The sequence below is a fragment of the Enterococcus sp. DIV0240d genome (genome assembly GCF_051711245.1).
Lineage (GTDB): Bacteria > Bacillota > Bacilli > Lactobacillales > Enterococcaceae > Enterococcus_D > Enterococcus_D casseliflavus.
In genome coordinates, this window is sequence record NZ_JBIOMG010000001.1 from 3,082,744 (window position 1) to 3,107,233 (window position 24,490).

A 24,490-nucleotide genomic window follows, 5' to 3' on the forward strand; every position below is an offset into this window, starting at 1 on the left:
GAGGAAAGCAAAATGAGAAAAGATGAAAATACGACCTTTGTTTGTAAAAACTGCAGTACGCCTGTGGCACCCTTGACCAATGGTTCTTACCGCAACCATTGTCCCCAGTGTCTCTACTCGTTACACGTGGATATTCGCCCGGGTGATCGTCAAAATACTTGCCATGGCTTGATGCGACCGATTGACTATCGCCAACATTCCAAAAAAGGATATCAGCTGCTGCATGAATGCACCCGCTGCAAAAACCAGCAGTGGAATATCGTGGCACAGGATACGCAACAGCCAGACCATTTTATTGAGTGGTTGGCTCAAACCGCTGCGTATCACTAAAAAACCAAAGAAGACCATGCTTAAGGCTGGTCTTTTTTGGTTATCAGAACAACGGATCTCTTATACCACTAACTGCTCATAGACATTGTCGTCATAAGAAGCGCTTGCTTTAACCTAAAAAAAAACAGCCCGCTGTTTCGTCGATTGGTTGACGAAATTGCGGGCTGTCCTGCTAGTGTCTTTTTGATGATTTTACGTTGGTTTGCGCTTATTCAAAAACGAATTGATTGTGATACAGTTCCGCATAAAAGCCGTCGGCCGCCACCAATTGATGGTGATTGCCTTCTTCAATGACTTTGCCATCCTTCAAGACAACGATGCGGTCGGCATTCAAAATCGTCTTCAAGCGATGGGCGATCACAAAACTGGTTCGTCCTTTGATCGCTTCATCCATTGCTCGTTGAATTTTCGCTTCGGTCACGGTATCAACGTTACTGGTGGCTTCATCCAAAATCAACAATTCTGGATTGGTCAAAATCGTTCGGGCAATACTCATCAATTGTTTTTGACCAGTACTGAAAAGATTGTTCTCTTCGGTGATCTCCGTGTCATAGCCTTTTTCCAACGTCATAACAAACTCATGGATATTGGCTTGTTTCGCTGCTGCAATGACTTCGGCTTCAGTCGCTTCTGGTTTCCCAAAAGCAATGTTTTCGCGAATCGTCCCTGAGAACAACACGGATTCTTGCAAAACGATTCCCACTTGAGAACGCAGCAGATCCAAGTCTAGCTCCCGGATGTCGATGCCGTCAAAGGTCACAGAACCACCATTCACATCATAGAAGCGATTCAACAGGTTCATGATGGTCGTTTTTCCTGAACCCGTCGGTCCGACTAATGCGACCATTTCGCCTTTGTTGACTGTGATCGAGACATCTTTTAGGACCAATTTTTGACTGTCATACCCAAAGTCCACATGATTCAAAGCAACCGCCTCTTTGATGCCCTTCACTTTGATCCCGTCTTTTGGTTTGACTTCATCAGGTTCATCAAACATTTCATTGATTCTGCGCGCACCGGTGATCGCCAATTGAATCATGCTGTAACCAGAAGAGATCTGCATCAATGGTTGGTAATACTGCTGCGAATACTGGACAAAGGTCACAACTAATCCTAAAGCAACAGAACGTTCTAAGTCACCGTTCAATGCTAACCAGCCACCAAAGAAAATCACGATTGCCGTGTTCAACAAGGACATCCCTTGCATCAAGGGGAAAAGCAGCCCAGAGTAGACTTGCCCTTTGTAGGTAGCTTCGCGGACTTGTTGGTTGTGGACCAAGAAACCGTCGATGGTTTCTTCTTGCAGTCCATTGGTGATGATGATTCGTTGACCACTGATTTTTTCATCAATATAGCCGTTTAATTTTCCGACTTCATCTTGCTGCAGATCGACATATTTGCGGGCTTTTTGGATCACGATCACCGCGATTAAGACCGCAATCGGGGTAGAAGCAATCGTTGCCCATGCCAATTCAACGTTTTGACGGAACATCATGATCAAGATCCCCACCATTAAGACTACATTGGTCAGCACTTGCAACAATGCTTGGTTCAGACTGTTTTGGATGTTATCCAAGTCACTGGTAAAACGGCTCAAAATATCACCGTCTTGATGAGAATCAAAGAATTTGATCGTCAATTTTTCCAGTTTATTAAATAAACCGATCCGCATTCTGTTGGTTGATTTCCCCACCACTTGCGTGAACAAGATACTATAAACAAAATTGGCTGCACTGGCTAAGACATAAAAAATCAACAATTTCCAAATGATCGATAGAAAAGCTGATTTATCATCGACCCCTTGCATCAAACCACCAACATAATTCGCCAACTCTTGGAACGCTTCTCCGACAAAGACTGGCGCTTGCACTTGCAGATACGTTGCCAGAATCACCGTCACAAAAATGAATAGAAACGACCACTTGTATTGTTTTAAGTAATGGTAGAAAAATTTACTCGCTTTGAACAAATCTGTCATGGTTACTCCTCTCCTTTCTGTGTTGCGAAGATTTCTTGATAGATGGCATTGTTATTGGCTAAAAATTCATGGCTTCCTTCACCAACCAGACGTCCATTATCTAAAACGAAGATGCGGTCGGCTTTCACAACAGAGGCAATCTTTTGCGCGATGATGATCGTTGTCGTGTCTTTTAATTGTTTTTCAAACGCTTCGCGAACCAATTTTTCCGAACGAGCATCTAATGCACTCGTACTATCATCCAAAATCAAAATTTTCGGTTCACCGATCACTCCTCGAGAAATCGATAAGCGTTGCTTTTGCCCTCCAGAAAAATTGCTGCTGCGCTCGGAGACCGGCGCTTCAAACCCAGCGGTCAATTTTTGAATAAATTCACTGGCTTGGGCGATTTCCGTTGCGCGAGACATCTCAGATTCTGAGGCGTCTTTTTTCCCTTGCCGCAAGTTTTGGGCAATCGTTCCTGAAAAGAGGATCGCTTTTTGCAAGACAAAAGCGACCGTTTTACGCAAGCTTTGTTCATTGACTTCTTTCAAGTCAACGCCGCCAACTCGCACGACACCTTCCGTTGGGTCAAACAAACGAGGAATCAGCTGCGCCAGTGTTGATTTGCCGGCACCAGTCGCCCCTACGATCCCAATCATTTCACCAGGTTTGATGGTAAAACTGATAGCCGTTAGGGCATTTTTTTCATCCCCAGGGTAACGGAAGCTGACGTTTTCAAAAGCGACACTTCCAGACAACTCTTGTTCTGGGACATCTTGGTATTGCAGATCCGGTTCGGTATCTAGAATCTCTTTGATCCGTTTAAGCGAAACTGCAGCCCGCGATGTCATCATCATCATCATGCCGCCGATAATGATCGCCATCATAATTTGCATCAAATAATTCATGAATGAGGCAATTCCCCCAATCAAGGTTGGATCATCTTTCGCTAGATCACTGACAAAGAAGATCGCGCCAACGACGGCTAAGTTGGCTGCCAGCATAAAGGAGGGGATCATTACAGAGAACAAGGTTCCTACGATAATATTATGCTTCGTTAACGTTTCACTGACTTTGGAAAAGCCTTGTAGCTGGTTTTCTTCTTGAACAAAAGATTTCACCACACGAATCCCCATCAAATTTTCTTTGGCAATCCCATTGATTTTGTCGATCAAGTTCTGGATGATCATAAAGTGTTTGCCCATCCGTGTAAAGGAGAGTGCCGTAATCACTAAGACAGCGATAATTAGTAAGACGATGATCCACCAAAGTTGCGGCATGGTTGTCATCGCCAAAATGAAGGCACCGATAAATAAGAACGGGATGCGAAACAACGATTGCAGCGAGATCATCACTAAGTTTTGAATTTGAGTGATGTCATTGGTCAAGCGCACCACTAGGTTTCCTGCCGAGAAGGTTTCGATATTACCAAATGAGAATGTCTGGATTTTCCGAAACATCTCTTCCCGAATATCGGCACTAATGCCTTGCGCCACTTTCGCAGAAAAAATCGTGTTGATAATCCCTGCAACAAGGCCTAGCAATGCTAGCCCAATCAGCTGCATACCAATTTTTTTCATTTCATCATTGTTTTCGGTAATAATTGATTCTAGCACTTGCTGCAAGAGCTTCGGCTGCCATAATTCAGCAACGACCATTAAAATGACCGATAATAAGGCAATGCCGGTTGCCGCTTTGTACTTTTTGACATGGCGTAAGACCAGATCCATATACGTACCACTCCTTTTTGTTTAGCAGAAAAGACTGCCAAAAAATTTCGGTTGCACAACAATTTAACATGGATCCCGACGGGAAACAAGCGAACAAATAAAACAAAAAGAGCTTTCATGAAAGCTCTTTGAAAATATTGCATAAATGTTGTCGAAAATAACGAATAGTAAAGGGATTATGATGATCCTCGATACTGGTTTGATTATTTTTTGTCGCTAAATCTTTGACTTACGATTCGCTGTTTTCCAGCTCACTTTTTTGTTTTTTTGTCAGTTTTTGTTTGACTAAATCGTAGGAAACCAAAATCATTTGTTCGATGTTTTCTTCCATCAAGGCATCAGATGCCAACTTGATGGTATTCCAATGGGTCTTATTGGCATAATACCCTGGAATGATGACGTCAGGAAATTGCTCTCGCAGCGTTTCGTTGACCTCGGGCAGATTTTTCAAAGTCAAAAACGCTGTTTCTTCTGGTTGTGGACTCATGATTCCAAACTGCTTTCCTACTAAATCAAAGTAGATTGCATCCCAATCTTCGCGATAATAGACTTTGGCTCCCGGCAAGCCTTCCCCAAATGCTTGAAATCGCTGCATTTTTTGTGCAATTTTTTCTTCAATCGATGTACTCATTGTGTTTCCCCCACTTTCTGCTATCAAATTCGCCATTTTCTGTCTCAATTTTGACAGATTGAATCGCTTGCTGCTCTATTTCCTACTATTATACATGGTTGTCGTGGAAAAAGGGATTTTTTATCAGTGGCATATCGACTGATAATGATGTTACATGCAGCTGAAAGCAGCGTTACATTCATTCACCTTTCTCAGAAGACACAAAAAAGCCCTCATCAGCGAGTAAGTTGTACTCGCCAATAAGGGCAATTGATTACTAGATGTCACGGACAAGATTCATTTGAGAATCTTAGTACCAACCATTTGCTTCCCAGAATGCTTTGGCAGCAGACCAAGAACCATAACGTGATACAACATATTCATCGGCAACCTTTTCTTGGTTAGCAGCTGAATAGTCACCATTTAAGTAAGAGTTGGTTAATTGGTAACGGCCATAGTATTGTCCGTTTGTCGCTGTGTAAGAACCACCAGATTCTTTGTTTGCGATCCATTCTTTTGCTGAAGCTTCTGAGCCGCTAGCTGAAGAGCTGTAGCTTGAGCTGCTTTGTGTGCTTGCAGCAGATTGTGTGTTGCTTGATTGTGAAGCTGCTGGTTCACTTGGTTGTTGTACACTTGCTGCAGCAGTCGTGCTTGCAGATTCTGTATAAGTTGCAGTGCCATCTGTAGGGATGATCAATGCTTCCCCAACAAAAATCAAGTTTTTATCAGCAATCTCGTTTGCTTCAACGATCGCATTGATCGTATCATCAGAGCTATAACCATAAAAGTTAGTAGCGATTGTTGATAATGTATCACCAGATTGAACAGTGTATTGTTCGTCTGCAAAGGCGTCTTTCCCACCTAAGAAAAGGCCGAAACCGGCAAGGACAGCTGTACTAAGTAAAACAGTTTTTAAAGACTTCATATAATTAAATCTCCTTCTTTGAAACTCATTTTGCGTCATTTGAGATGACTCAAGCGCATAAACAAGTCTAACATCGAAGAATATTTCATAGGTAAAGAATTCATTACAGATGATTACGAAAACGACAGTTGCCTTACGTTTCGTAAGAATTTGAGAATCCTATCATATCAAGCTTTGCTCTGCTGTAATTTTTAACATTACAGTTATTTTGTTTTCAGGTAAACCAGTTAACCTTAGAAAACCTTTCCTATATTACAAAAACCCCTCTTTTTACACAGGATTGTAACAAAAGAAGGAACGAGACAAGGTCTCATTCCTCATTTACTTTCAATTTTTTCTTCACTGGGATCAATTTATTCATGACGATCGCCGCAATAGCGCTTAAAGCAATCGGTGAATCTAATAAATATTGTAAGAATTGAGGCGCGGATTCTTTGATTTCTGCTGGCATAAACAACAAGCCGATGGCAATAATCAACGGTACCCCGATAATATACAACTCCCGCTCGGAAAACTCTTCATTCTTAATGACCCGAAAGCCGCTCAACAAAATAATGACGCAGACGACCGCGAACACGCCGCCGATGACAGCAGAAGGTACTGCGTGAATCAAGGCTGAAAGTTTTCCCATGAAGGACAATAGGATAAACCAGACGGACGCCATCACAAAGACTTTTTTACTAGCAACCCCTGTGATCGAAATGATCCCTGCATTGGTAGAATAACCAGTTACAGGTGTCGTTCCAACTAAGGCGGCAACCAAGCAGCCTAACCCTTCACCGATCACGCCTTTATTGATCTGTTCATCCGTAACAGGTTCTTCTGTCACAGAACTGACCGCGTACCAAGTTCCTGTTGTTTCTGCTAGGAGAACCATATAGATCACTAGCATCGTTAAGATCGCTGAAACATCAAAATGCAGGCCATAGTTTAGAAATACCAGTTTTGGCAGACTAAAGAAAGAAGCATCCGCCACCGACTGAAAATCAACGCCTCCCATAAAGGAAGCAATCACGGTACCGATAACCAAAGCAATAATGACCGAACTGATTCGGAAGTATTTTCCCATTCCTGGAAAATAATCGCCTAACATGGAAAACAAGATCAAAATCGCCGCAGTAATCGCAGCTAGCAACATGTTTTGATTGGCACTTAGTGTTTCAGTGGCAGGATAGATATTGCTAGTAAATGCCGTTGGCAGCAGCGTCAAACCAACGATCATGATGATCGTCCCACTGACGATCGTAGGAATAAAATGACGAACGATATACTTATAGATGCCAGTAAAGCCTAGTAAAATGACTGCTGCGGCACCAACAATGCTGGCACCTAACACCGTGTCCATGCCGTTGGCACCAAAATAAATACCGATGATCGCTCCAACGGGCACAAAGGATGGTCCTTGACATACGGGTAATTTCAAGAAAAAGAGGACTTGGATCAAAGAAGCGATCCCTGCTCCTAAAAAGGTCGATTGGATCAAACCTGATGCGTCTGAAGAGGACATCGCCACCGCGGTTGCGATAATAAATGGCGGCACATACACGTCCATTGCCAACACATGCTGTAATCCTAAAAGTACTGCTTGACCAAAGGGAATGTCTTCGTTCATTCCGATCGTTAAATGTTTGTTTTTCGTTGATTCCACTGTCTCATTCTCCTCATTTTTCGTGTACTTTTTTTCCTTGGACCCAGACTTGGCGAATATTTTGCATCGTTGCTAAGTACAGGATTTTTTGTAATCTTGCTTCGGGTGAAGTAAACACACCGAAGTCAGGCAAAGGATTTTCTTTTTGTCGCGTATCGATCACTTGCACATCAAACGCATACCCTTCTTTGATGACACCTACTGGTAATCTCAGTGCCTCACCGCCGCCTTTTGTCGCCAATGAGAACGCATCGATCACGGATATACGAGAATCAGCTACTCCTCGTGTGTTTTGAGGAAGCGTGACATCCACGCCATCTTCTAACATTCTCGAAGACATCACAGCTTGTTTGATGTTGTCATACAAACTCGGTGAAAAACCGCCGGAGATATCCGTTCCTAAACCAATCGTGACCCCTTGTTCTTTCAAGCGCTTGATTGGGATCACGCCATTGGCAAAGTAGGCATTTGAAATGGGACAGTGCGCAACTGCGGCGCCGGTTTCGACAAAACGGGCGCCGTCAGCTGGGCTGATGAAATTGCCATGAGCCATCACTGCTTTTTCACGCAACAAGCCAAAATCTTGCAGCACTTCGGTATCCGTTTTGCCAAATCGTTCTTGGACAAAGTCATGTTCCCATTGCCCTTCACTGCAGTGGGTCTGAACATGGACATCATATTTTTGAGCCAATGCGCCTAACCCTGCCAAGCCTTCATCGGTACAGCTGGGGACAAATCGCGGAGTGACCACAGGATAAACGCCTTGAGGTGCGGTCTTTGCGATTGCTTGTACTTCTTGAATAAAACGTTCTGTATCCGCTAATGCCTCTTCTGTTGACGCATCCCGATAAAAAGCAGGATTGGCTTGAGGATCGTCCATAACGACTTTTCCGACTAATCCCCGTTGACCAAGAGCGGCACAAGTCTTCGCCAATTGAAGACTCGCTTCTAGATGGATCGTTGCAAAATAAAGAACCGTTGTCGTTCCTCTTGCCAACAACTGTGCCACCAAATCCTGATAGACAGCTTTGGCAAATGCTGGATCGGCATATTTTGCCTCCAGCGGAAACGTGCATTCATCTAACCAGACATTTAACGGTTCATCTAACGCGATCCCTGCTTGCGGCCATTGCGGTGCATGGACATGCAGATCGACAAACCCTGGTAAAAAGCACTGGCCTTCAGATAAAGCCTGAAGATTCTCTGATGCTTTTGCCAGCTCTGCCTCATACCCTTGATCTGTTTTGGCAGTGACTTTCGTGATGATCCCTGCGTCATCGACTTGAATCAAAGCTTCTTCTATATACTCCAATTTTCCATCACTTGGCGTATGGAAAACATCTCCTTTAAAATAGCGAATGGTTGCCATTTGTTTGATTTCCCCCGTTCTCTAAGACATTGTCAGGAAAAAGCCGTTCGTTTAATGTTCCTTTTTCACTAACACGATGTTCTTATTTTAACGCTATTCGAAAATAGTGCAATAAAATTCACTATCATAAAGGAAGATAAAACGCTGAACGTTCGGTTTTTATGCGATTTCAAAAAAAGACACCGTCTAGAAATAAGACAGTGTCAGTTAACGACGCTTATACTTTTGTTTTCTTTAGTTGCCGATAAAATACCACCAGTCCACCTACTAGCAAACAGAGTACTCCTGCAATCGAGCCCCATTTTGCTGGCTCTAAAAAGCTTTGGATCCTTGAGGTCTGATTCGTTGCCGTCGTTCCTGATAGCTGAAACAAGAAAGCCAGCGGCTGATGTTCAAAACGAAGAATGACAAACAGGAGTGTCATCAAAAGAAATTGATGTACCAGACTCCCTTTGCTTTGTGTGGCATACTTGGCTAAACTCTGCTGCTCGATTGCTTCGGGTTTTGCCGCCAAATACTGTTTCGTAAGCCATTGATTCAATCCCGCATTAAAGAAGCTAATGACGAATAAACTTATTGGAATCAGTGTGTCGCTGCTGAACAGAAGAACACCTGCCATCAGCCCAAGTAAATATGTTGGTACCAGCTGTTTTTCTAAACGATGAGCGAGTTTTCCTCCGAGAAACATCGCGCCAAAAAGGCCCAGTGCATATGGTAAGTAAACGTGCGTGCTTAACGCTTGTGCTCCAAGTCGACCGGTAACATACACCGAGCCGAAAAGAAAAAGAAAGTTTCCGATCACCCCACGAATGAAGGTGAGCACATTTAGATGAAGTGGCTGTTTCCACAAGCGGCTGCGTTTCGTTAAAGTGATCAGCAGCAAAGCAAAGAGAAACAAGAAGCCAGTAATCGCCCATTCAAACAGGGCATTCGACTTGATCAGCCTTGCTGATCGCAAGCCAAACAGTAAGAGAAAGAAAAAGAAATACAACAAAAACTGCTTGTTGAATAACTGGTTGCGCTGCATCAACGGTCTTTTTGGGAGGTTGTTGAAGGTTTGACTACTCTTACCTGCCAGCACAAAGAGTGCAAAATAACTGCCAAATAGGCCAACGCCTTGAAGGTCATCAGGCAACCGTAAGGCAAACAGTAAAACGAAAAGAAAGAACAGCGCCTCCTTCCAATCATTTTTCAGCGGCTGTTCAGTGAGCTTGGCTTTTTGGCGTACCATCAGATCAGCTGGGGGCAGCCAAGAAGCACTGATCCCCAACAAACCAGCAGCTGGCAAGAGTGCCACGCTCCACCAAGTGCTCAAGATACCCACCAATGCGCCGGCGCCGCCGATCAAGACACTTGCTGCTAACAGCGATGGTGCAAAAAGCGCCGTAAGCGTCTGTAAGAAAAAGACCCCTGTCATGCGAAAGGTATAAAAGAGCGCAAAGGCTAATGCTGCACTTAGCGACTGCTCTTTGCTCAAAGATAAAAAACAAAGATATGGGATGATCGTGATCGTATTGCTGATGATCAAAAGTGCGGTATGGGATTTGAAAGCTTTCATCGTCCGACTCCTTGGTTTGATTTAAGGTTCCATCTTTCTTCTATCCTACACCTTCAAGCAATCCTGTCAACGTGCGTACCAAATTTAAGCAAAAAGAAACCAAGTGTTTTGTCAAAGGACTGACACTTCGTTTCTTTTTCTTATTGCGATTTTCGGTTAGGAGCCAGTAGACTGAATCGTTTGCTTAATTGCCTGAATTTCTTCATACAACCCTTGAAACTCTTTTGCAAGCTCACTCATGATGTCTGCGCTCATCAAAAGATCTTCCGCATGACTTAATAGTAAGGACATCCAGACTTTTTCCCCTTGGGCTTCTTGTTGAACTAACTTCCGATGTGCCAAATGGGCTTCATGATAATGTTCTTTTCCTTTTTCGATTGCTTGCAGTGCAGCCAGATTCTGGGCTTCTCTTCCTTTTTGAATACTTTCAAAAAAGCAACTTCTTGCCGTACCCGCTTGCGAAATAATCTGAAAACAAATTTGTTCTTTTTCTTCCATTCTACTCTCCTATTAGTTCAAGTGCTTGTTCCAATGCTTTTTTTCCATCCATCATGCCATAGGTGCGCATGTCGATACTGGCTGCTGGACAAGCAACTAAACCTTGAACTTCATTTAATCGGTATGAAACTTGCGGTCCTAACAGTACGCAATCAGCATCTTTTGCTGCAGTCGTTACTGATTCAATGGAGAACGCATCGATCGCCACCGTTTCTCCTTTTTCTTGCGCTGCTTTTTTCATATTATTTACTAAGACACCAGTAGACATGCCGCCAGCGCAAACTAATACTATTTTTTTCATCATTGTTCCTCCATTTTCTCGTTATTTGTTACTCAACGACTGTCGCTTGGGTTTGCAGATTCTTTTCTTCAGCTAGTGCTGCTTTGTCTTGCAGACGCATAAAAGGGATATAGATGAGGACACATAAGACAAATTGAATCAATTGTGCAATGATTCCTTGCCAGCCATTCACTAAGAAGCCACCGAAAATAATCGGAAATCCAGTTGGGATATTGACTCCATTGTGATAAGGCAAAAAGCCCACAATTGTTAAGAGATATGCTGACAACACGGAAACAGCCGGTGTTAACATCAAGGGAAGCAGCATTCTGATATTCATCACCTGAGGAATCCCAAATTTGATTGGCTCAGAAATACCAAACATGGAAGGGATCAAACCAATTTTACCAACAGCTTTTAGTTGCTCTGATTTGCAGCCAAAAATAGCCAGTAAAGCGACTGCAAATGAACGAGCCCCGCGATTGTTCAAAATAAAACCAATCGTAAACAAATGTGGTAATGCTTGACCGGCACTGTACGCCGCCAGATTATCAAGTCCTGGTTGGTAAAAGACCAGCATCAAGATCGGATAAACAGCCAACACTCCGTGAATGCCAAAGAACCAAAGAAATTCGATAAAAGCCACAATGATCATGCAGGCAAGAATATTCGCTCCTAGCAAGGTCAGTGGAGCTTGTACCCAAGTATAGATCATATCTGTCAGCGTGCCATAAGGGGTTGCCGCCATGCCCACGTAGATGATGCCCATAATGGCTGAAACAATAATTGCTGGCACGATCGCTGCAAAGGATTTGTTGACGATCGGCGGTACCGAATCCGGCATTTTGATCATCAGATTCTTCTGTACACATAAAATGTAAATTCTGGCACCCAACAATCCACCAAACATGGCGACAAACATCCCACCGGAGCCAAGGGTCGACAACTCCATCGTACGAGTTTCTTCTAAAGTCGAAATCGGACTCAAGATCAAAAATGAGACCAAACTCATGATACCGGCATTTAGTTGATCCGCATTTAAATGTTCGGCTAATTTATAGCCAACTAGAAAGGCGACATAAACGGAAACGACATCGATCGTCATCGCGTTGACTTGTGTTAATAATGCTTTCAAACCAATTTGTTCCATTATCTGTTGCGTTGCCCCAATGTCGATCGCATTGATCAAGGAAGCAATGGAACTGATCATCATGACGGGCATTAAGCCCATCATTGCATTGGCAATGGCTTTCATATAAATATTGTTTTGTACTTGAACGGCTGCAGCTAGTATTTTATCTTTCAGTGTATTCATAAGGTCCTCCTTCACTTAATCCCGCAAGTATTTATCTTTAAGCAGCTGGATTTTCTGCTGTGAAAAACCCAGTTCTTCTTTTACATACGTTTCAATCCCCCCATGAGCCTCAATCAAATCCAAAGCGGTTTGTAAAAAACACCGATCAGCTTCTTTGAAGTATCGCATTGCTGCCACAAAATCGGGGTTGTTCGTTTCTTCTTGTATCTGCTTGAGACTCTTGGTATTTTTCTCTCTTTTGTACTCGTTGGTCAGCAGATAATCTTCCATGACCTCTTCATAACTGACACCCAACAGTAACTGAATCAGGGCAACCCCATAACCGGTGCGGTCTTTGCCACCACGGCAGTGCTGAACCACTGCACCTTCAGCTTCCAAATGAATGTCCAATACTTCTTTAAAAACGGTCTTGCATTGACTGTTTTCAACAAATTCATGATTTTGCCGAATCATCAATTCTTTTGCAACTTCGGCGGTGATTTCTTCTGCAGAAAGCGCCATTGGCTCCCCTTCTTCTGAAGAAGCTAAAGCAGCAATATCAGCAATCGGTGTCAAATAAAGCACCTGAGCATTCCCAATGGGTTTGTCTTCATTGTCTACTCTTTCTTGGGCATTACGGTAGTCAATAATTTTCTCGATTCCCAGAGCTGCTAATTTTTTCTGATCGGCTTCTGTCAATTTGCTCAATTCGTCTGAGCGGTATAGTTTTCCAGTCACCACATATTTTCCCTCTTTGGTCCGACAGCCGCCAAAATCGCGAAAATTATATGCACCTTCTAAGGTTACTTTTTCATTTGTCATATACTACTCCTTTAAATAATTAATGAACGACATAAAGTCCGTTGTTGCAGCTAGTTTGTTAACTTTATCCAACGAAGAACATTGTTTGATCAAATGATCATTCAGCGGTTTCACTTTTAAGTGATCTTGTTCAGCAATCACTAATAAGAAAACGAGACGAACCGACTGTTTGTACCAGAACACTGGCTTTTTCAAGTTTGCAACAGCAATCACCGTTTCTGAACCAATCAGTGCATTGGGATGAGGGAAAGCGACCGACGGTAAGAAATCGGTTCCAAAAAAGGCTTCTCGTTCAAAAACTAATGTTTCAAAATTCTCAGGCATTGAATACTGTTCTTTGATTTGTTGGCATAAAAAATGCAATACCGCTTCTTTTGTTTCAAATTCTTGTTCACAGATGAATAATGATTCCTTAAAGTAGTTCAAAAGCACTTCTTCTGTGAAGACAGCGGCCAATGCGGTTTCGATCTTTTTGATCATATCCGGTTGCATAAAATAATCAACATTCATAACAGGAATCGTTCCTTCGTAAGGAAGCGGAATCGAAGAAAAGATGAAATCGAACTCCTGCTCTTCGATCATTTGCAAAAATTCATATTGATTGCATACCGTGACTTTCTTGATATAATTGCGAAAATAAAACTCAAATTTCTCTTTAAGGAAGGTATTGGCCGCTCGGCCTAGGTCATTGACCACTAAAATATACTTGCGCTGTGTTTGCGAATTTTTCTTATTTAAAGCCACATCAAAGTGCATCGCCAAATAGCTGAGTTCATGATCACTGATGGTCTTTTCAAATTGCTTTGCAATGACTTGACCGGCAATGATGGCTAAATCATAAGCGACATTACAGTGTACCTTCACCTCATTCAACAAAGGATTTTTCAGCTCGATCCCCAATTCGATCCGATCGATCAGCGGAGCAAAGTGCAACATCAACATCGTTTGCAGATCCAAGTCTTTGCTGAAATCGATTTGGCGGCTTTCCTTGATCGCTTTTAAAATTTTGCTGACCAATTCTGCTGCTTCATCTGAAACAGTCATCTTTTCATTTCTAGGGACTACTCGTTTACCAACGATTTGCCCTAAAACATAATTTCGCTCGTATTCGGTAAAGTGTACAGCACATTCTTTTTCAATTCTGGCTATGATTCGCTCTCCTAGTAACGTCTGTTCATCATTGGTCCTGCCGCTGATTGGCAGATTTCGATCCAAGTAGCGGCCGCTTTGCATGCGTAAGACAGCGATCGCTAAATGATTCACCAGATTGTTCAAAATAGCCTCCGACATGGGGTAGGCTTTTTGCGAAAACTCCGACGAAACGATCGCTTTTATCTGCTGATGAAGAAGCGACGGTGTATCTTCGCTGATTGTGCCCTCTTCTAACTGCTTGATATGGGTTCTTTGCAAATAATTACTAGCCATAAACCGTCTCAAGTCAAATTCGCTGCCGCTAAGTTTCATTCCGTAATACGGCTTCGTTTGAATGGAGAGCTGGTAATGGCTTAGTATACGTCGCAGCTTTTTCAATTCTTGAGATAGCTTACTCTGAGAAATGAATAAGCGTTCGCAAAGCATTTCGGACTTAATATACGTTTCTTCTTGAATAAAGAATTCAATAATTCTAGAAACAAAGTCGTCATTGTGTGACGCTTGTTCTTTCCTTCGCTGAAAAGCTTCTTCGTTCGTTATTTGTAAATACAACCCACTCCCTTTTTTCGCTTGGATCATACAACCGTATCGTTCTTGATGCTGGTTGATTTCTTCTGCATAACGGCGAACGGTTTTCCTGCTAACACCCAACTCGGCAGCAGCCGCTTTACTCGTCATAAAACCGTCATGCTTCGAAAGTGTTCTTAACAACAATAGGCTTAATTTTTCCATCTCTCTCTCCCTCGCTTACTAGTTTAGAGTCAAACTCAAGCAACCTCCATAGGTATATCTTCCCTTTCATTAAGGGAAATTTCTACAAGAAGATTTATGGAACGAGTCAAAAAAAACCGCCGCAGGCGAAAATCCTTGCGGCGGTTCTGGTTCTATCCGATTGATCAGTCTTCTTGTGGATAGGCATCGATAGTCGTGGTGTGTTGCTGAATCCAAAGTCCATGCCCCTCTTTGACAATACGCAACTTGCTGTCAGGCAGCAACCGGCATTCGATTTCTCCCCCTTGAAGCTTCACTCTGATTGCTTCTTGCTGATAAGTGATCGTAAATGTCAGTGATTCGATTTTCTGTGGCAAATGATTCGCCAAGTGAAGTCCGCGATCATAGGTCAGACCAGCAAAACCATAAATCAAACTCAACCAGCTGCCGCCCATATTGGCAGCATGAACACCGTCTACAACATTCTTTTGCAAATCATTGAGATCCATCAGTGCGGTATCCATGAAGTAGCGATACGCTTTTTCAGTGTCGCCGATTCGGCTAGCCATCACACTAAAGATGGAACGAGACAACGAGGAGTCATGGGTCGTCACCTGCTCATAATAGTCATAGTCTCTTGTTAATTGATCTGCTGAAAATTCATGGGTAAACAGCATCTCTGCTAAAACAGTATCTGCTTGCTTGCATACTTGATACTTATAAATGATCATTGGATGATAGTGAAGCAGAAGCGGATAATTCTCAGCAGGTGTTTCCTCAAATGGCCACAGCGCTTGATCTAAGAAGGAATCATCTTGTTTCGTTAGCTGCCGCTCTTCATCGTAACCGAAGTACATCAAGTCAGCTGCTTTTTCCCAATCGGCAATCAATTCTTGATAGACATGGTATCGTTTGGCCAATTCGACCGCATAGCGTAAGTTATTTTGTACCATTTTGTTTGTATAAAAATTGTTGTTTACCAAAGCGCTGTATTCGTCTGGTCCTGTCACTCCATGAATACAAAACCGCTCTTGTCCTTCTTTTACAACAAACGTGCCATAATGAAACCAGAATTTCGCTGTTTCAAAAACGACTTCTTTACCAATTTCTTCAATAAAGGGTTGATCACCCGTGATACGTTCATATAATTGAAAACCATAAACGATATCGGCATTGATATGCAGTTGTGCTGTACCTGCTGGATAATAGGCACTCGTTTCATTACCGTCAATCGTACGCCAAGCAAACAATGCCCCAGCTTGATTCAATTCTTTTGCTCGTTTTTTGGCTTGCGGCAAAATACTTGCACGATAGGAAAGCAAGCTTTTGGCTATCTCGGGGTTCGTATAAATGAAGAAAGGCAGTAGATACATTTCTGTATCCCAAAAATAATGTCCTTCATATCCTTCACCCGTCAGCCCTTTTGCGGCGAAATTCGTTTTCCCATCACGCCCTGCACCTTGGTTCAAATGAAACAAATTGAAACGGATCCCTTTTTGCAAATAGTCATCCCCCACGATTTGAATATCGCTGGCTTGCCAGAAAGATCGATAGTAATCCGCTTGTTCTTTTGATAAGACAGAAAACTCGTCGACTTTCTGCTCAAATGGTGTCTCACCAGACCTTTGCAGCAATTTGACCTGAAAAATCGAAGTTGACGGTTCTCCAACTGTCAAATACTGCTTTTCTTGATGCAGCCGAATAGCGATTTGCTTTTGACTATTTGGTGCTGTCCATACTTGGTATGCGCCCATTTGTTCTTTTTCCAATTGATGATTCTTACTGGCAACTCGAGGATCATCTGTTTTATTGACAGAGAATTGCTGATTTAATGTGTGGGATAGTTCGATCGGTTCTGAAAAATCGGCTGTTATCACTTCATAGCGGCAAACATAGAGTTCACTACGCGTCATTGACGCAAACGAAGTTAACCCCAACTCAAAAGACTTTCCGGTCGGAGTAGTGATCCGATAACTTTCCGTCAGAATCCCGTCAGCTAATGCAAGACTCATTTGCGTTCGTTCGACTTGCCATTCCTCAACCGAAGAATCCTCCTCGCCGATTTTCAAAATAACTCCACGCAAGTTTGGCAATTTGCAAATCGTTTGATGTTCTTTTGCATACCCATAAGCCCATTCGCCATACTGAATCGGCTCGCTGTCAAAAAAGCCGTTGACAAACGCCCCAGGATTTCCTGGATACAGTTGATTGACCTTCAAAGGATGCCCTGCACGGACGCCGATTTGCCCATTTCCTAAAGCGAACAATGTTTCTAGATACTCCATTTTCTGATGGGACAGCTCATCAGCTGTCAATAGAAAGTCGTTTTTCTTCATCCTTTATCCTCCAAGTCTTTTGGTTTATTCCTCGTTATCTTCACTTAGTTTCTATCCTACACTTCTAGCCAATGATTGCAAGGCTCAGCTCTTAGTCCTTTTGCCACAAGCATCTCTTTAGAGCCGAGCAGCGAATGTATGATACCATGAAGCAAACACGAAAGAAGGCGATTTCTTGGATTTATGGCTTACAAATGTACAACTTGAGACGAGTTATTTAAAAGAAGGCGACTGGTCTTATGGAACCAAAACAGAAAATACAGCAATCGGGATCAATGATGGAAAAATAGCGGAGATCGTGCCGATGTCCGAATGGCAGGCAGCAAGCGGAGCGACGATCATTGATGGGGAAAATCAGTTATTGTTGCCAGGATTGATCGAAAAACATTGTCATTTGGACAAAAGTAAATTAGGTACTCCTTGGCGTCCAGTAACGCCAGCAGCTAGCTTGGTGGAACGATTTGAAACTGAGATTCCCCAATTAGATGCCTTACCGTTATCGATCAAAGAACGCGGACAAGCGCTGATTGATTTAGAACTACCTCACGGTGCGGTGATGTTCCGCTCACATATCGATATTGAACCAATGACTCAGCTGCGTTATTTTGATGCGATCACTGAATTAGTCGCCGAACAACCTTTTGGCTCGGAGTTGGTCTTATTCCCACAACATGGCTTATTGCGCTCAAATGCAGCTTCTTTGATTGAAGAAGCCTTAGCAACGGGCAAAGCTTCTTATATTGGCGGTGTTGATCCTTATACACTCGATCAAGATTATAAAACTTCCTTACGGACAACTTTTGAACTTGCTCAAAAAGGGCATGTCGGTATTGACCTCCATCTTCATGATCGGCAAGAAGCTGGCAGAGCGACCGTTAAAGAAATGATTCGTTTGACAAAGGAATTCAATATGCAAGGAAAAGTGGCGATCAGTCACGCCTTTGGTCTAAATGACTTTGAGGGAGAAGAACGCAAAGAAATCTTTCAAGCCTTAGCAGACTTAGAGATCCACATCATTTCAAGTATTCCCATCAGCCTAGGAACGATCCCGCCGCTGAAGGAATTGCAAAGTTATGGCGTGGCTGTTCATATCGGTTGCGACAATGTCTATGATTCTTGGTCTTCTCTTGGCGACGGTTCTTTACAAGAAAAGCTGGCGCGCTATTTAGAGATTTTTGCTGTCAAAAGTCAGGAAGACTTGACGCAAGCCCTAGGTCTGGTTACTGATGGCAAAGTGCCATTAGATAAAAACGGTGCGCAGCAATGGCCTAAGGTTGGTGATTCGGCTGATTTCTTGCTGACACCAGCTGCTTGTACGGCAGAATTTGTCGCCCGCAAAGGCTTCGTCAGCAAAAGTTTTTATCAAGGAACGGTTGTCTTTTCAGCTGAATAAACTATCTGATAACAACGAAAAGAAAAGCCATTGTCTGAACTCAGCAGACAATGGCTTGTTTCTTTCGATCATTAAACGTTTCTCAAAAATTCCATTTTACCCAATCAGCAAATAATTCTGGCCAACGGACAACCGACGCTTCGATCCCGTGTTGATCGCTGTTGGCGGTTTCTGGCGTTCCTAAACTTAACCCGTGACCGCCCCGAGGGAAAATGTGTAGCTCATAAGGTATATTAAATTTGCGCAGCTGTTCGGCAAAAAGGAGGCTGTTTTCCGCCAAGACTAATCCATCTTCTAACGTATGCCAAAGAAACGTTGGTGGTGTCTGTTCATTGACTAAAGTCTCTAAAGACAAGGCGGCTTTTTCTGTTTCGTAGCGATCTGCTAATAATGAACGGAAGGAATCTTGATGCCCAAGTTCTCCACTAGATAATACCGGGTAGCTCAACAGTAACCCGTTAGGCCGCCATTCTTCATTGGCTCCTTGTAAAGCCTCTGCTAGAAAAGGTTGCTGCCAAGACACACCCAAGTTAGCAGCTAAATGGCCACCAGCTGAAAAACCAGCAACGATGATTTTTTCAGGATCGACGTGCCAGGTGTCATGATTGGTGCGGACAAGACGAACGGCAGCAGCCAATTCCTTTAAGGCTAACGGATAGACAGCCGGTTTGATACTATAATGCAACACAAAGGCTTGGAAACCAAAGCTCATCATTTTGATGGCGATAGGTTCCGCTTCTCGATCCGACAACATTTCATAGCCGCCGCCAGGACAGATGATGACCGCTGGTCGGACACGATCTGGTTCCATTTCAGGAGAATTTTCGATGACATAGGTAGTTAAACTTGCTTGGCTTTCTGGTAAAAGTGCAGATCTTTTTTCATGTATCACGGGTTGCGCCTCATTTCATTGTAATTTTATAGACAATTGGTTGGTCGGTTTCAATTGGTTCAAAAGTTAGTTGCAAGCCTTCATCGGTCACTTGCCAATCAACAGGCTGTTCTTCGTATCCTAGAATCGTGACGGTTTTGATGATGCCGTGAAATTCTGGCAAATTTTGGTCTTTGGATTGTGCCAGTGCTTGGATCCTTGCGTGTCCATTCTCAGGACTTGCCATGCCAATCGCATACAACGAATCCCCCTGAACCGTAAAGCGGAAATCCTGGCTCGTGTATGTCGTCGCCTGTGCTTCTTGAAATTGGCCCGAAACTACGGTCGTGGGCCCTTCCCCTGCTTTGCGCCATGGTTTCGCTTCATAAATGGCTTCACCATTTACATCCAGCCACGCACCGATTTCTTTTAAGATCGCTTGATCTTTTTCTGGGATCGAACCATCCCCTTTCGGCCCGATATTCAAAAGGAGATTGCCGTTTTTACTGACGACTTCGATCAAATCCTGTAAAATCTCACGTGTTGTTTTATAATCCAATGTCGTGGTATAGCACCATGAATTACGAGCGATTGCTGTGTCTGTTTGCCAGTAAAAAGGTTGTGGTTCGGCAAATTTCCCCCGTTCAATCTCCACGATACCGCTACCAAACATCATGGCATCGTGCTTGTAGCAAATACCAACTTGTTTGCCCCATTCAGCCCCACGATTGTAATAGTAAGCAGCGAAAAGTTGCAAATGCTCCTTGAAGGCTTCATGTTGGATCCACCAATCAAAATACAGCAGCTCTGGTTGATAGTTGTCGACGAGTTCACAGGTTCTAAGCAGCCAATCATCTAAAAATTCTTTTGACGGGTATGGCTCGCTAAAGAGACTTTCATGGTCTGGCTCTGGCATCGCTGGCCAGTAAAAGTCGCCTTTTGCCAACGGCTCCTTGATATCACTGTCAAAATCCTTACCGTGTCCCATAAAAAACCAATGTTCGGCACGATGAGATGAGGTACAAAAATGCAGGCCTTGCTCCTCTGCTGCTTCTTTTAGTTCCCCAAGAATATCTTTTTTCGGCCCCATAACTGACGCATTCCATTCAGACAGTTCGCTTTTATACATCTGAAACCCGTCGTGATGTTCTGCAACGGGAAAAAGATAGTTGGCACCGGCTTGTTTAATCAAGCGAATCCATTCATTTGCATCAAATTTATCTGCGGTAAACATCGGAATAAAGTCTTTGTAGCCAAAGTTTTTTTGTGGACCATAGGTTTCAATATGGTGATCGTATTCTGGATGGCCTTTGATGTACATATTTCTTGAATACCATTCATTGTGAAAGGCTGGAACACTGTACAGTCCCCAATGAATGAAGACCCCAAATTTTGCTTTGCGGAACCATTCCGGTAGAACAAAAGCGCCCAATGACTGCCAATTTGGAAAAAAGGGGCCTTGATGTGCGACTTGCTGGATCGTTTCTACTGTGATCATTGTTTTTCCTCCAAAATACCGACTGTTTCCAGCCATGTTTTTGCAATCAACACATGTCCTGCAGTCGAGGGGTGCACGCGATCACTGCTTAAGACATAGGATGATTGATAAAGCAAAAAATCATCAAACTTTTCCTGCGTATCCCCTAAAAGGATACCATACTCTTGCGCTACTTTGGCAAGCACTTGTTGGTAATTGGCAAGCATTTTTCTTAATGGATCTTCTTTGTTGGCTTCAACCATAAACGGGCTCAAAAGAATCATCCCTTTGACATTTGGCAAGGTCTGCTCGATCAAATCACGCAGCTCTGATTCAAATCTCTCGATCCCCACTAGTTCCGTTTGAGCAAAGGTTCCATCAAAATGCCGCCACACATCATTCACACCGATCATGATCGTTACCCAATCTGGATGAAATGCCAACACATCATCCTTCCAGCGCTTCTTCAAATCGACAACCGTATCCCCACTGACACCCCGGTTGACGATCATTAATTCCATTTGCGGGAGTAATGCTGTGGTATAGGCGTTGATCAGATGAACATAGCCGTCCCCCCATGAAGACCAACCTGCGGGTATCGCTTGATAATTTCGATTGCTATCTGTGATCGAATCCCCCATAAAAAGCAAACGATCTTTTTTATCCACTATCATTGTTTTCCTCCTTAAAGAAAGAAGACTGATCCGCTGGTGCTGGATCAATCTTCTTAAGTGATTGCTTATCCAAAGGCTGTATACTCACTTTTGCCAAGGAACCGTTGGCAAATCACTCGAGCGATTCTTTGTTTGTTTTTGATTAGTCCCCAAATTCTTTCGCTACTTCTATCCGTTTTTCGTTTTGATCTTTTGCATTGTTCATGTCAAATTCCAAAACGGTTTGATAGCCAAGACCATCTGCTGTTTCTTGCATTTCTTTTAGCAATTGATCAAATTCTGCTTCATCTTTGGCAAAAACCATTCGCCAAGAGTACTCGATGATCGTCGCTTTGGCTTGGTTACGCAACGTAGAGATCTCTGAACTATCTTCTGGCGCTACATAGCTGGCACCAGGGGCAACTAACAATTGGTCGTTCTCCTCTAAATAGCCAATGGTGGATTCTGCACCACCCATATTTTTTGACCAATCTTCTTTTACAGGATCGGTTGTTTCATTTTGGTAGCTTTCCCACATCGTATAAGCATAAGGGAAGCCTGTATCAGGATTGACATCGATCGGTAATACCGTATTGACGTTGAGTGCAGATACGCCATCTTTGTAACTTCCGCCACCGTATTCTTCTGGCACATCCCCATCACCATCTAGCAATGCTTGTTTTCCGAACTCAGTTAAGACAGGCTCGCCGTCTTTCATTTCCCAAGTCAACCCTTCTGGACCACTACTGCCGCTTGTTTGAGAAGAATTTGCTAACACACCTTCTGATGAGTAGAGCCAGTCAATGAAGGCTGCGATTCGTTCTGGGTCTTCGGCATTAGAACCGATCCCGATAAATTGTTTGCCCCCGTATACTTCCGCACCATAAGAGAAGATTTTTTGGTCTTGGATCGGTGCCAACATAAAGCCTTTTCCTTCAGTCAAGTTCGTGGTCGTATTAAAGGCCGCTTGACCTAACCAAGGCCACCATGAGAATAACACTTGTCCTTCTTGGAATTTTGCAAAAAGTGTATCGTAATTTTGCGTCGTTGATTCTGGGTCAACTAAGCCCATTTGATTGGCTTCGAAGTAAAACTTAAGTGCACGAATATATTCAGAGTCACTATCGAGAATGCTTTGATAATCAGATCCATCGGCTTTTGCCAAGACAAATCCTGATTCATCGTACCCATAGTAGGTGACAAGCTGTTTGCCTGCATTCATCATGTTGCCGTCCCAATCGCTGAATAGAGAAAACCCATAAACTTTTTTGCCAGAATCTGTTGTTGGATTGTCTTCTTGCATTTTTTGAATCACAGGAAGCAGGTCTTCCAATGTACCGATTTCTGGATATCCTTGCTCCCCATAAAGATCCCAACGCACGTAAGCACCAAATGTAGGGTCTAATCCTTCTGAAGGATCGGTGGCTTTTAAGGTAGAAACAGAAGTTGGAAAGCCATACAGCCCATCGGCATCTTTGTTTAGATTTTGAACAGCCGCATCGAAGCGCTGAACGTTTTCCATAGTTTCATAATACTCGCTCGCATCGGTCAACAAACCTGCTTCAACCAATTCGTTGTATTGTTGGCCATTATCAACAATGATCAAATCACCCAAATCGCCTGCTGCTGTTCTCGTTTGATAAAGGGTATCACCGTTTCCAGCAACGTTTGGTGCGATGATGTTCAATTCCATATTGAATTTATCCCGCACGATTTTGGCAAACCAACCTTCTTGCATCCCCATATAGTTGGCTAGCCCATTATAGACATCGATCGTGATCGTTTCATCGTAGCCACTTTCGCTGGAAGCAGCGTCTGTCTCAGATTCAGCCGCTCCTCCACAGCCGGCTAAACTACCTAGCAATGTCATGCCTAACAAACCTGTTGTTACATATTTGGACATTTTTTTCATTTTCTTCCCTCTTTCTTTTTATTAGCCTTTCACCGCACCCAACATAATTCCTTTAACAAAATACTTCTGGAATAGCGGATAAATGAACATGATTGGTAAAACAACAATGACTGAAACGGTCATGCGGATCGACGTCGGCGTCTGCGTTGTTGCTGCTGAAGCGATGCTAGAAAGTGATCCCGAGGTATTTTTGACCATTTGTGCCAACGAATTGGCTTGATTGATATACGTGTAAAGAAGGTATTGCAAGGAGTAGAGACTTTGATCCGTAATGTAAATCAATGTATCCTGGAAGGAATTCCATTGACCCACTGCCGAGAAAATCGCTACTGTTGCTAAAATCGGCGTACAGTTGGGTAAAATTACCCGAAAGAATACTTGAATGATGCCAGCTCCATCCATTTCAGCTGCTTCTTGCAATGATTTGGGGATCGACTCAATATAGGTTTTCACCAAGATGATATTAAAGGGCTGAACGACAGCAGGCAAAATATAGACCCAAAAGTTATTCGTTAAACCTAATGTCTTCATCGTGATGAATAATGGAATCAACCCTGCATTGAAATACATTGTAATCACGACAAAGCGATACCAAAATTTTCGTTTCCACATTTTTTCTTGGGTAAACATGAAGCCTAAGAAGGCTGAAGCTAAGACAGTCGCGGCGGTACCAATCACCGTTCTAGCCACCGAAACCGTTGCGGCTAGAGGCAATCCTTTTAGCTGTAACACTTGACTATAGTTTTCAAAATGGATCTCTTGTGGAAAAAAGCGAATTTGGCCTAACGCACTCAACTCATTATTACTGATTGAATTAATGATCAAGTAATAAAAGGGATACGCGCAAATTAACGTAATCAGAAAGAAAAAGGTATAGTTGAGGATACTAAACGTCAGGTTTTCACGTTTGCGTACTTTTTTCGCCTTTTTCTTTTCACTAATCGATAGTTCCATTGATATC

General features: G+C 43.0%; 20 protein-coding genes. 2 read left to right on the forward strand and 18 right to left on the reverse strand.

Going from position 1 to position 24,490, the window contains the following annotated elements:
* The first annotated feature begins 12 nt into the window (after positions 1-12).
* Positions 13-330, forward strand: a complete 318-nt coding sequence (locus IGJ25_RS14880) for an RNHCP domain-containing protein (protein WP_010749914.1) — start codon at positions 13-15, stop codon at positions 328-330.
* Between the two features lie 208 nt (positions 331-538).
* Here the strand turns inward: IGJ25_RS14880 and IGJ25_RS14885 are convergent, their stop codons facing one another.
* From IGJ25_RS14885 to IGJ25_RS14945, 13 genes are all read right to left on the reverse strand, one after another.
* A complete protein-coding gene (locus IGJ25_RS14885) occupies positions 539-2,308 on the reverse strand; it encodes an ABC transporter ATP-binding protein (RefSeq protein WP_010749915.1) in 1,770 nt (589 codons plus the stop codon).
* Between the two features lie 2 nt (positions 2,309-2,310).
* Positions 2,311-4,020, reverse strand: a complete 1,710-nt coding sequence (locus IGJ25_RS14890) for an ABC transporter ATP-binding protein (RefSeq protein WP_311947220.1) — start codon at positions 4,018-4,020, stop codon at positions 2,311-2,313.
* 229 nt (positions 4,021-4,249) lie between these two features.
* Positions 4,250-4,651 (reverse strand): MmcQ/YjbR family DNA-binding protein, encoded by a 402-nt coding sequence (locus tag IGJ25_RS14895; RefSeq protein WP_010749917.1) that lies wholly within the window; start codon positions 4,649-4,651, stop codon positions 4,250-4,252.
* A 289-nt stretch (positions 4,652-4,940) separates the two neighbouring features.
* Positions 4,941-5,555, reverse strand: coding sequence for a LysM peptidoglycan-binding domain-containing protein (locus IGJ25_RS14900; protein WP_438779427.1), 615 nt, complete (start codon positions 5,553-5,555; stop codon positions 4,941-4,943).
* 310 nt (positions 5,556-5,865) lie between these two features.
* Entirely contained in the window at positions 5,866-7,167 is a 1,302-nt protein-coding gene (locus IGJ25_RS14905) for a uracil-xanthine permease family protein (RefSeq protein WP_051095412.1), read from the reverse strand.
* A 49-nt stretch (positions 7,168-7,216) separates the two neighbouring features.
* Entirely contained in the window at positions 7,217-8,572 is a 1,356-nt protein-coding gene (guaD, locus tag IGJ25_RS14910; RefSeq protein WP_010749919.1) for a guanine deaminase, read from the reverse strand.
* Between the two features lie 217 nt (positions 8,573-8,789).
* On the reverse strand, positions 8,790-10,130 hold the full coding sequence (locus IGJ25_RS14915; protein ID WP_225000603.1) for a hypothetical protein: 1,341 nt from the start codon (positions 10,128-10,130) through the stop codon (positions 8,790-8,792).
* 156 nt (positions 10,131-10,286) lie between these two features.
* Positions 10,287-10,628, reverse strand: coding sequence for a PTS lactose/cellobiose transporter subunit IIA (locus IGJ25_RS14920; protein WP_225000604.1), 342 nt, complete (start codon positions 10,626-10,628; stop codon positions 10,287-10,289).
* Between the two features lies 1 nt (position 10,629).
* On the reverse strand, positions 10,630-10,929 hold the full coding sequence (locus IGJ25_RS14925) for a PTS sugar transporter subunit IIB (protein WP_010749922.1): 300 nt from the start codon (positions 10,927-10,929) through the stop codon (positions 10,630-10,632).
* A gap of 28 nt (positions 10,930-10,957) precedes the next feature.
* A complete protein-coding gene (locus IGJ25_RS14930) occupies positions 10,958-12,223 on the reverse strand; it encodes a PTS sugar transporter subunit IIC (protein ID WP_010749923.1) in 1,266 nt (421 codons plus the stop codon).
* A gap of 15 nt (positions 12,224-12,238) precedes the next feature.
* Positions 12,239-13,024, reverse strand: coding sequence for a tyrosine-protein phosphatase (locus tag IGJ25_RS14935; RefSeq protein ID WP_010749924.1), 786 nt, complete (start codon positions 13,022-13,024; stop codon positions 12,239-12,241).
* A 3-nt stretch (positions 13,025-13,027) separates the two neighbouring features.
* On the reverse strand, positions 13,028-14,908 hold the full coding sequence (locus IGJ25_RS14940; protein ID WP_010749925.1) for a BglG family transcription antiterminator: 1,881 nt from the start codon (positions 14,906-14,908) through the stop codon (positions 13,028-13,030).
* Positions 14,909-15,072: 164 nt separating this feature from the next.
* Positions 15,073-17,223: a glycoside hydrolase family 65 protein gene (locus IGJ25_RS14945; protein ID WP_142962802.1), complete on the reverse strand. Its 2,151-nt coding sequence runs from the start codon at positions 17,221-17,223 to the stop codon at positions 15,073-15,075.
* A 175-nt stretch (positions 17,224-17,398) separates the two neighbouring features.
* Between IGJ25_RS14945 and IGJ25_RS14950 the strand changes: the two genes are divergently transcribed.
* Complete coding sequence (locus IGJ25_RS14950) at positions 17,399-18,616, forward strand: amidohydrolase family protein (protein ID WP_010749928.1); 1,218 nt, start codon at positions 17,399-17,401, stop codon at positions 18,614-18,616.
* A gap of 82 nt (positions 18,617-18,698) precedes the next feature.
* On the opposite strand, the gene IGJ25_RS14955 is transcribed toward IGJ25_RS14950, so the two are convergent.
* The 5 genes from IGJ25_RS14955 to IGJ25_RS14975 form a co-directional block, all read right to left on the reverse strand.
* Positions 18,699-19,508 carry an alpha/beta hydrolase gene (locus IGJ25_RS14955; protein ID WP_010749929.1) on the reverse strand — a complete coding sequence of 270 codons (810 nt, stop codon included), beginning with the start codon at positions 19,506-19,508 and terminating at the stop codon, positions 18,699-18,701.
* Between the two features lie 10 nt (positions 19,509-19,518).
* Complete coding sequence (locus IGJ25_RS14960) at positions 19,519-20,985, reverse strand: alpha-L-fucosidase (protein WP_005228463.1); 1,467 nt, start codon at positions 20,983-20,985, stop codon at positions 19,519-19,521.
* Complete coding sequence (locus tag IGJ25_RS14965) at positions 20,982-21,638, reverse strand: SGNH/GDSL hydrolase family protein (protein ID WP_010749930.1); 657 nt, start codon at positions 21,636-21,638, stop codon at positions 20,982-20,984. Before IGJ25_RS14965 ends, IGJ25_RS14960 begins: the two co-directional genes overlap by 4 nt.
* Before the next feature lie 142 nt (positions 21,639-21,780).
* Positions 21,781-23,529 (reverse strand): hypothetical protein, encoded by a 1,749-nt coding sequence (locus IGJ25_RS14970; RefSeq protein WP_010749931.1) that lies wholly within the window; start codon positions 23,527-23,529, stop codon positions 21,781-21,783.
* Positions 23,530-23,550: 21 nt separating this feature from the next.
* Positions 23,551-24,483, reverse strand: a complete 933-nt coding sequence (locus IGJ25_RS14975) for a carbohydrate ABC transporter permease (RefSeq protein ID WP_005228460.1) — start codon at positions 24,481-24,483, stop codon at positions 23,551-23,553.
* Between the last annotated feature and the right edge of the window lie 7 nt (positions 24,484-24,490).

Bases quoted from the DNA above. Each gene is read 5' to 3' on its own strand.
- IGJ25_RS14880 (WP_010749914.1), top strand. From the start codon at position 13: ATGAGAAAAGATGAAAATACGACCTTTGTTTGTAAAAACTGCAGTACG.
- IGJ25_RS14885 (WP_010749915.1), bottom strand. From the start codon at position 2,308: ATGACAGATTTGTTCAAAGCGAGTAAATTTTTCTACCATTACTTAAAA.
- IGJ25_RS14890 (WP_311947220.1), bottom strand. From the start codon at position 4,020: ATGGATCTGGTCTTACGCCATGTCAAAAAGTACAAAGCGGCAACCGGC.
- IGJ25_RS14895 (WP_010749917.1), bottom strand. From the start codon at position 4,651: ATGAGTACATCGATTGAAGAAAAAATTGCACAAAAAATGCAGCGATTT.
- IGJ25_RS14900 (WP_438779427.1), bottom strand. From the start codon at position 5,555: ATGAAGTCTTTAAAAACTGTTTTACTTAGTACAGCTGTCCTTGCCGGT.
- IGJ25_RS14905 (WP_051095412.1), bottom strand. From the start codon at position 7,167: ATGAACGAAGACATTCCCTTTGGTCAAGCAGTACTTTTAGGATTACAG.
- guaD (WP_010749919.1), bottom strand. From the start codon at position 8,572: ATGGCAACCATTCGCTATTTTAAAGGAGATGTTTTCCATACGCCAAGT.
- IGJ25_RS14915 (WP_225000603.1), bottom strand. From the start codon at position 10,130: ATGAAAGCTTTCAAATCCCATACCGCACTTTTGATCATCAGCAATACG.
- IGJ25_RS14920 (WP_225000604.1), bottom strand. From the start codon at position 10,628: ATGGAAGAAAAAGAACAAATTTGTTTTCAGATTATTTCGCAAGCGGGT.
- IGJ25_RS14925 (WP_010749922.1), bottom strand. From the start codon at position 10,929: ATGAAAAAAATAGTATTAGTTTGCGCTGGCGGCATGTCTACTGGTGTC.
- IGJ25_RS14930 (WP_010749923.1), bottom strand. From the start codon at position 12,223: ATGAATACACTGAAAGATAAAATACTAGCTGCAGCCGTTCAAGTACAA.
- IGJ25_RS14935 (WP_010749924.1), bottom strand. From the start codon at position 13,024: ATGACAAATGAAAAAGTAACCTTAGAAGGTGCATATAATTTTCGCGAT.
- IGJ25_RS14940 (WP_010749925.1), bottom strand. From the start codon at position 14,908: ATGGAAAAATTAAGCCTATTGTTGTTAAGAACACTTTCGAAGCATGAC.
- IGJ25_RS14945 (WP_142962802.1), bottom strand. From the start codon at position 17,223: ATGAAGAAAAACGACTTTCTATTGACAGCTGATGAGCTGTCCCATCAG.
- IGJ25_RS14960 (WP_005228463.1), bottom strand. From the start codon at position 20,985: ATGATCACAGTAGAAACGATCCAGCAAGTCGCACATCAAGGCCCCTTT.
- IGJ25_RS14965 (WP_010749930.1), bottom strand. From the start codon at position 21,638: ATGATAGTGGATAAAAAAGATCGTTTGCTTTTTATGGGGGATTCGATC.
- IGJ25_RS14970 (WP_010749931.1), bottom strand. From the start codon at position 23,529: ATGAAAAAAATGTCCAAATATGTAACAACAGGTTTGTTAGGCATGACA.
- IGJ25_RS14975 (WP_005228460.1), bottom strand. From the start codon at position 24,483: ATGGAACTATCGATTAGTGAAAAGAAAAAGGCGAAAAAAGTACGCAAA.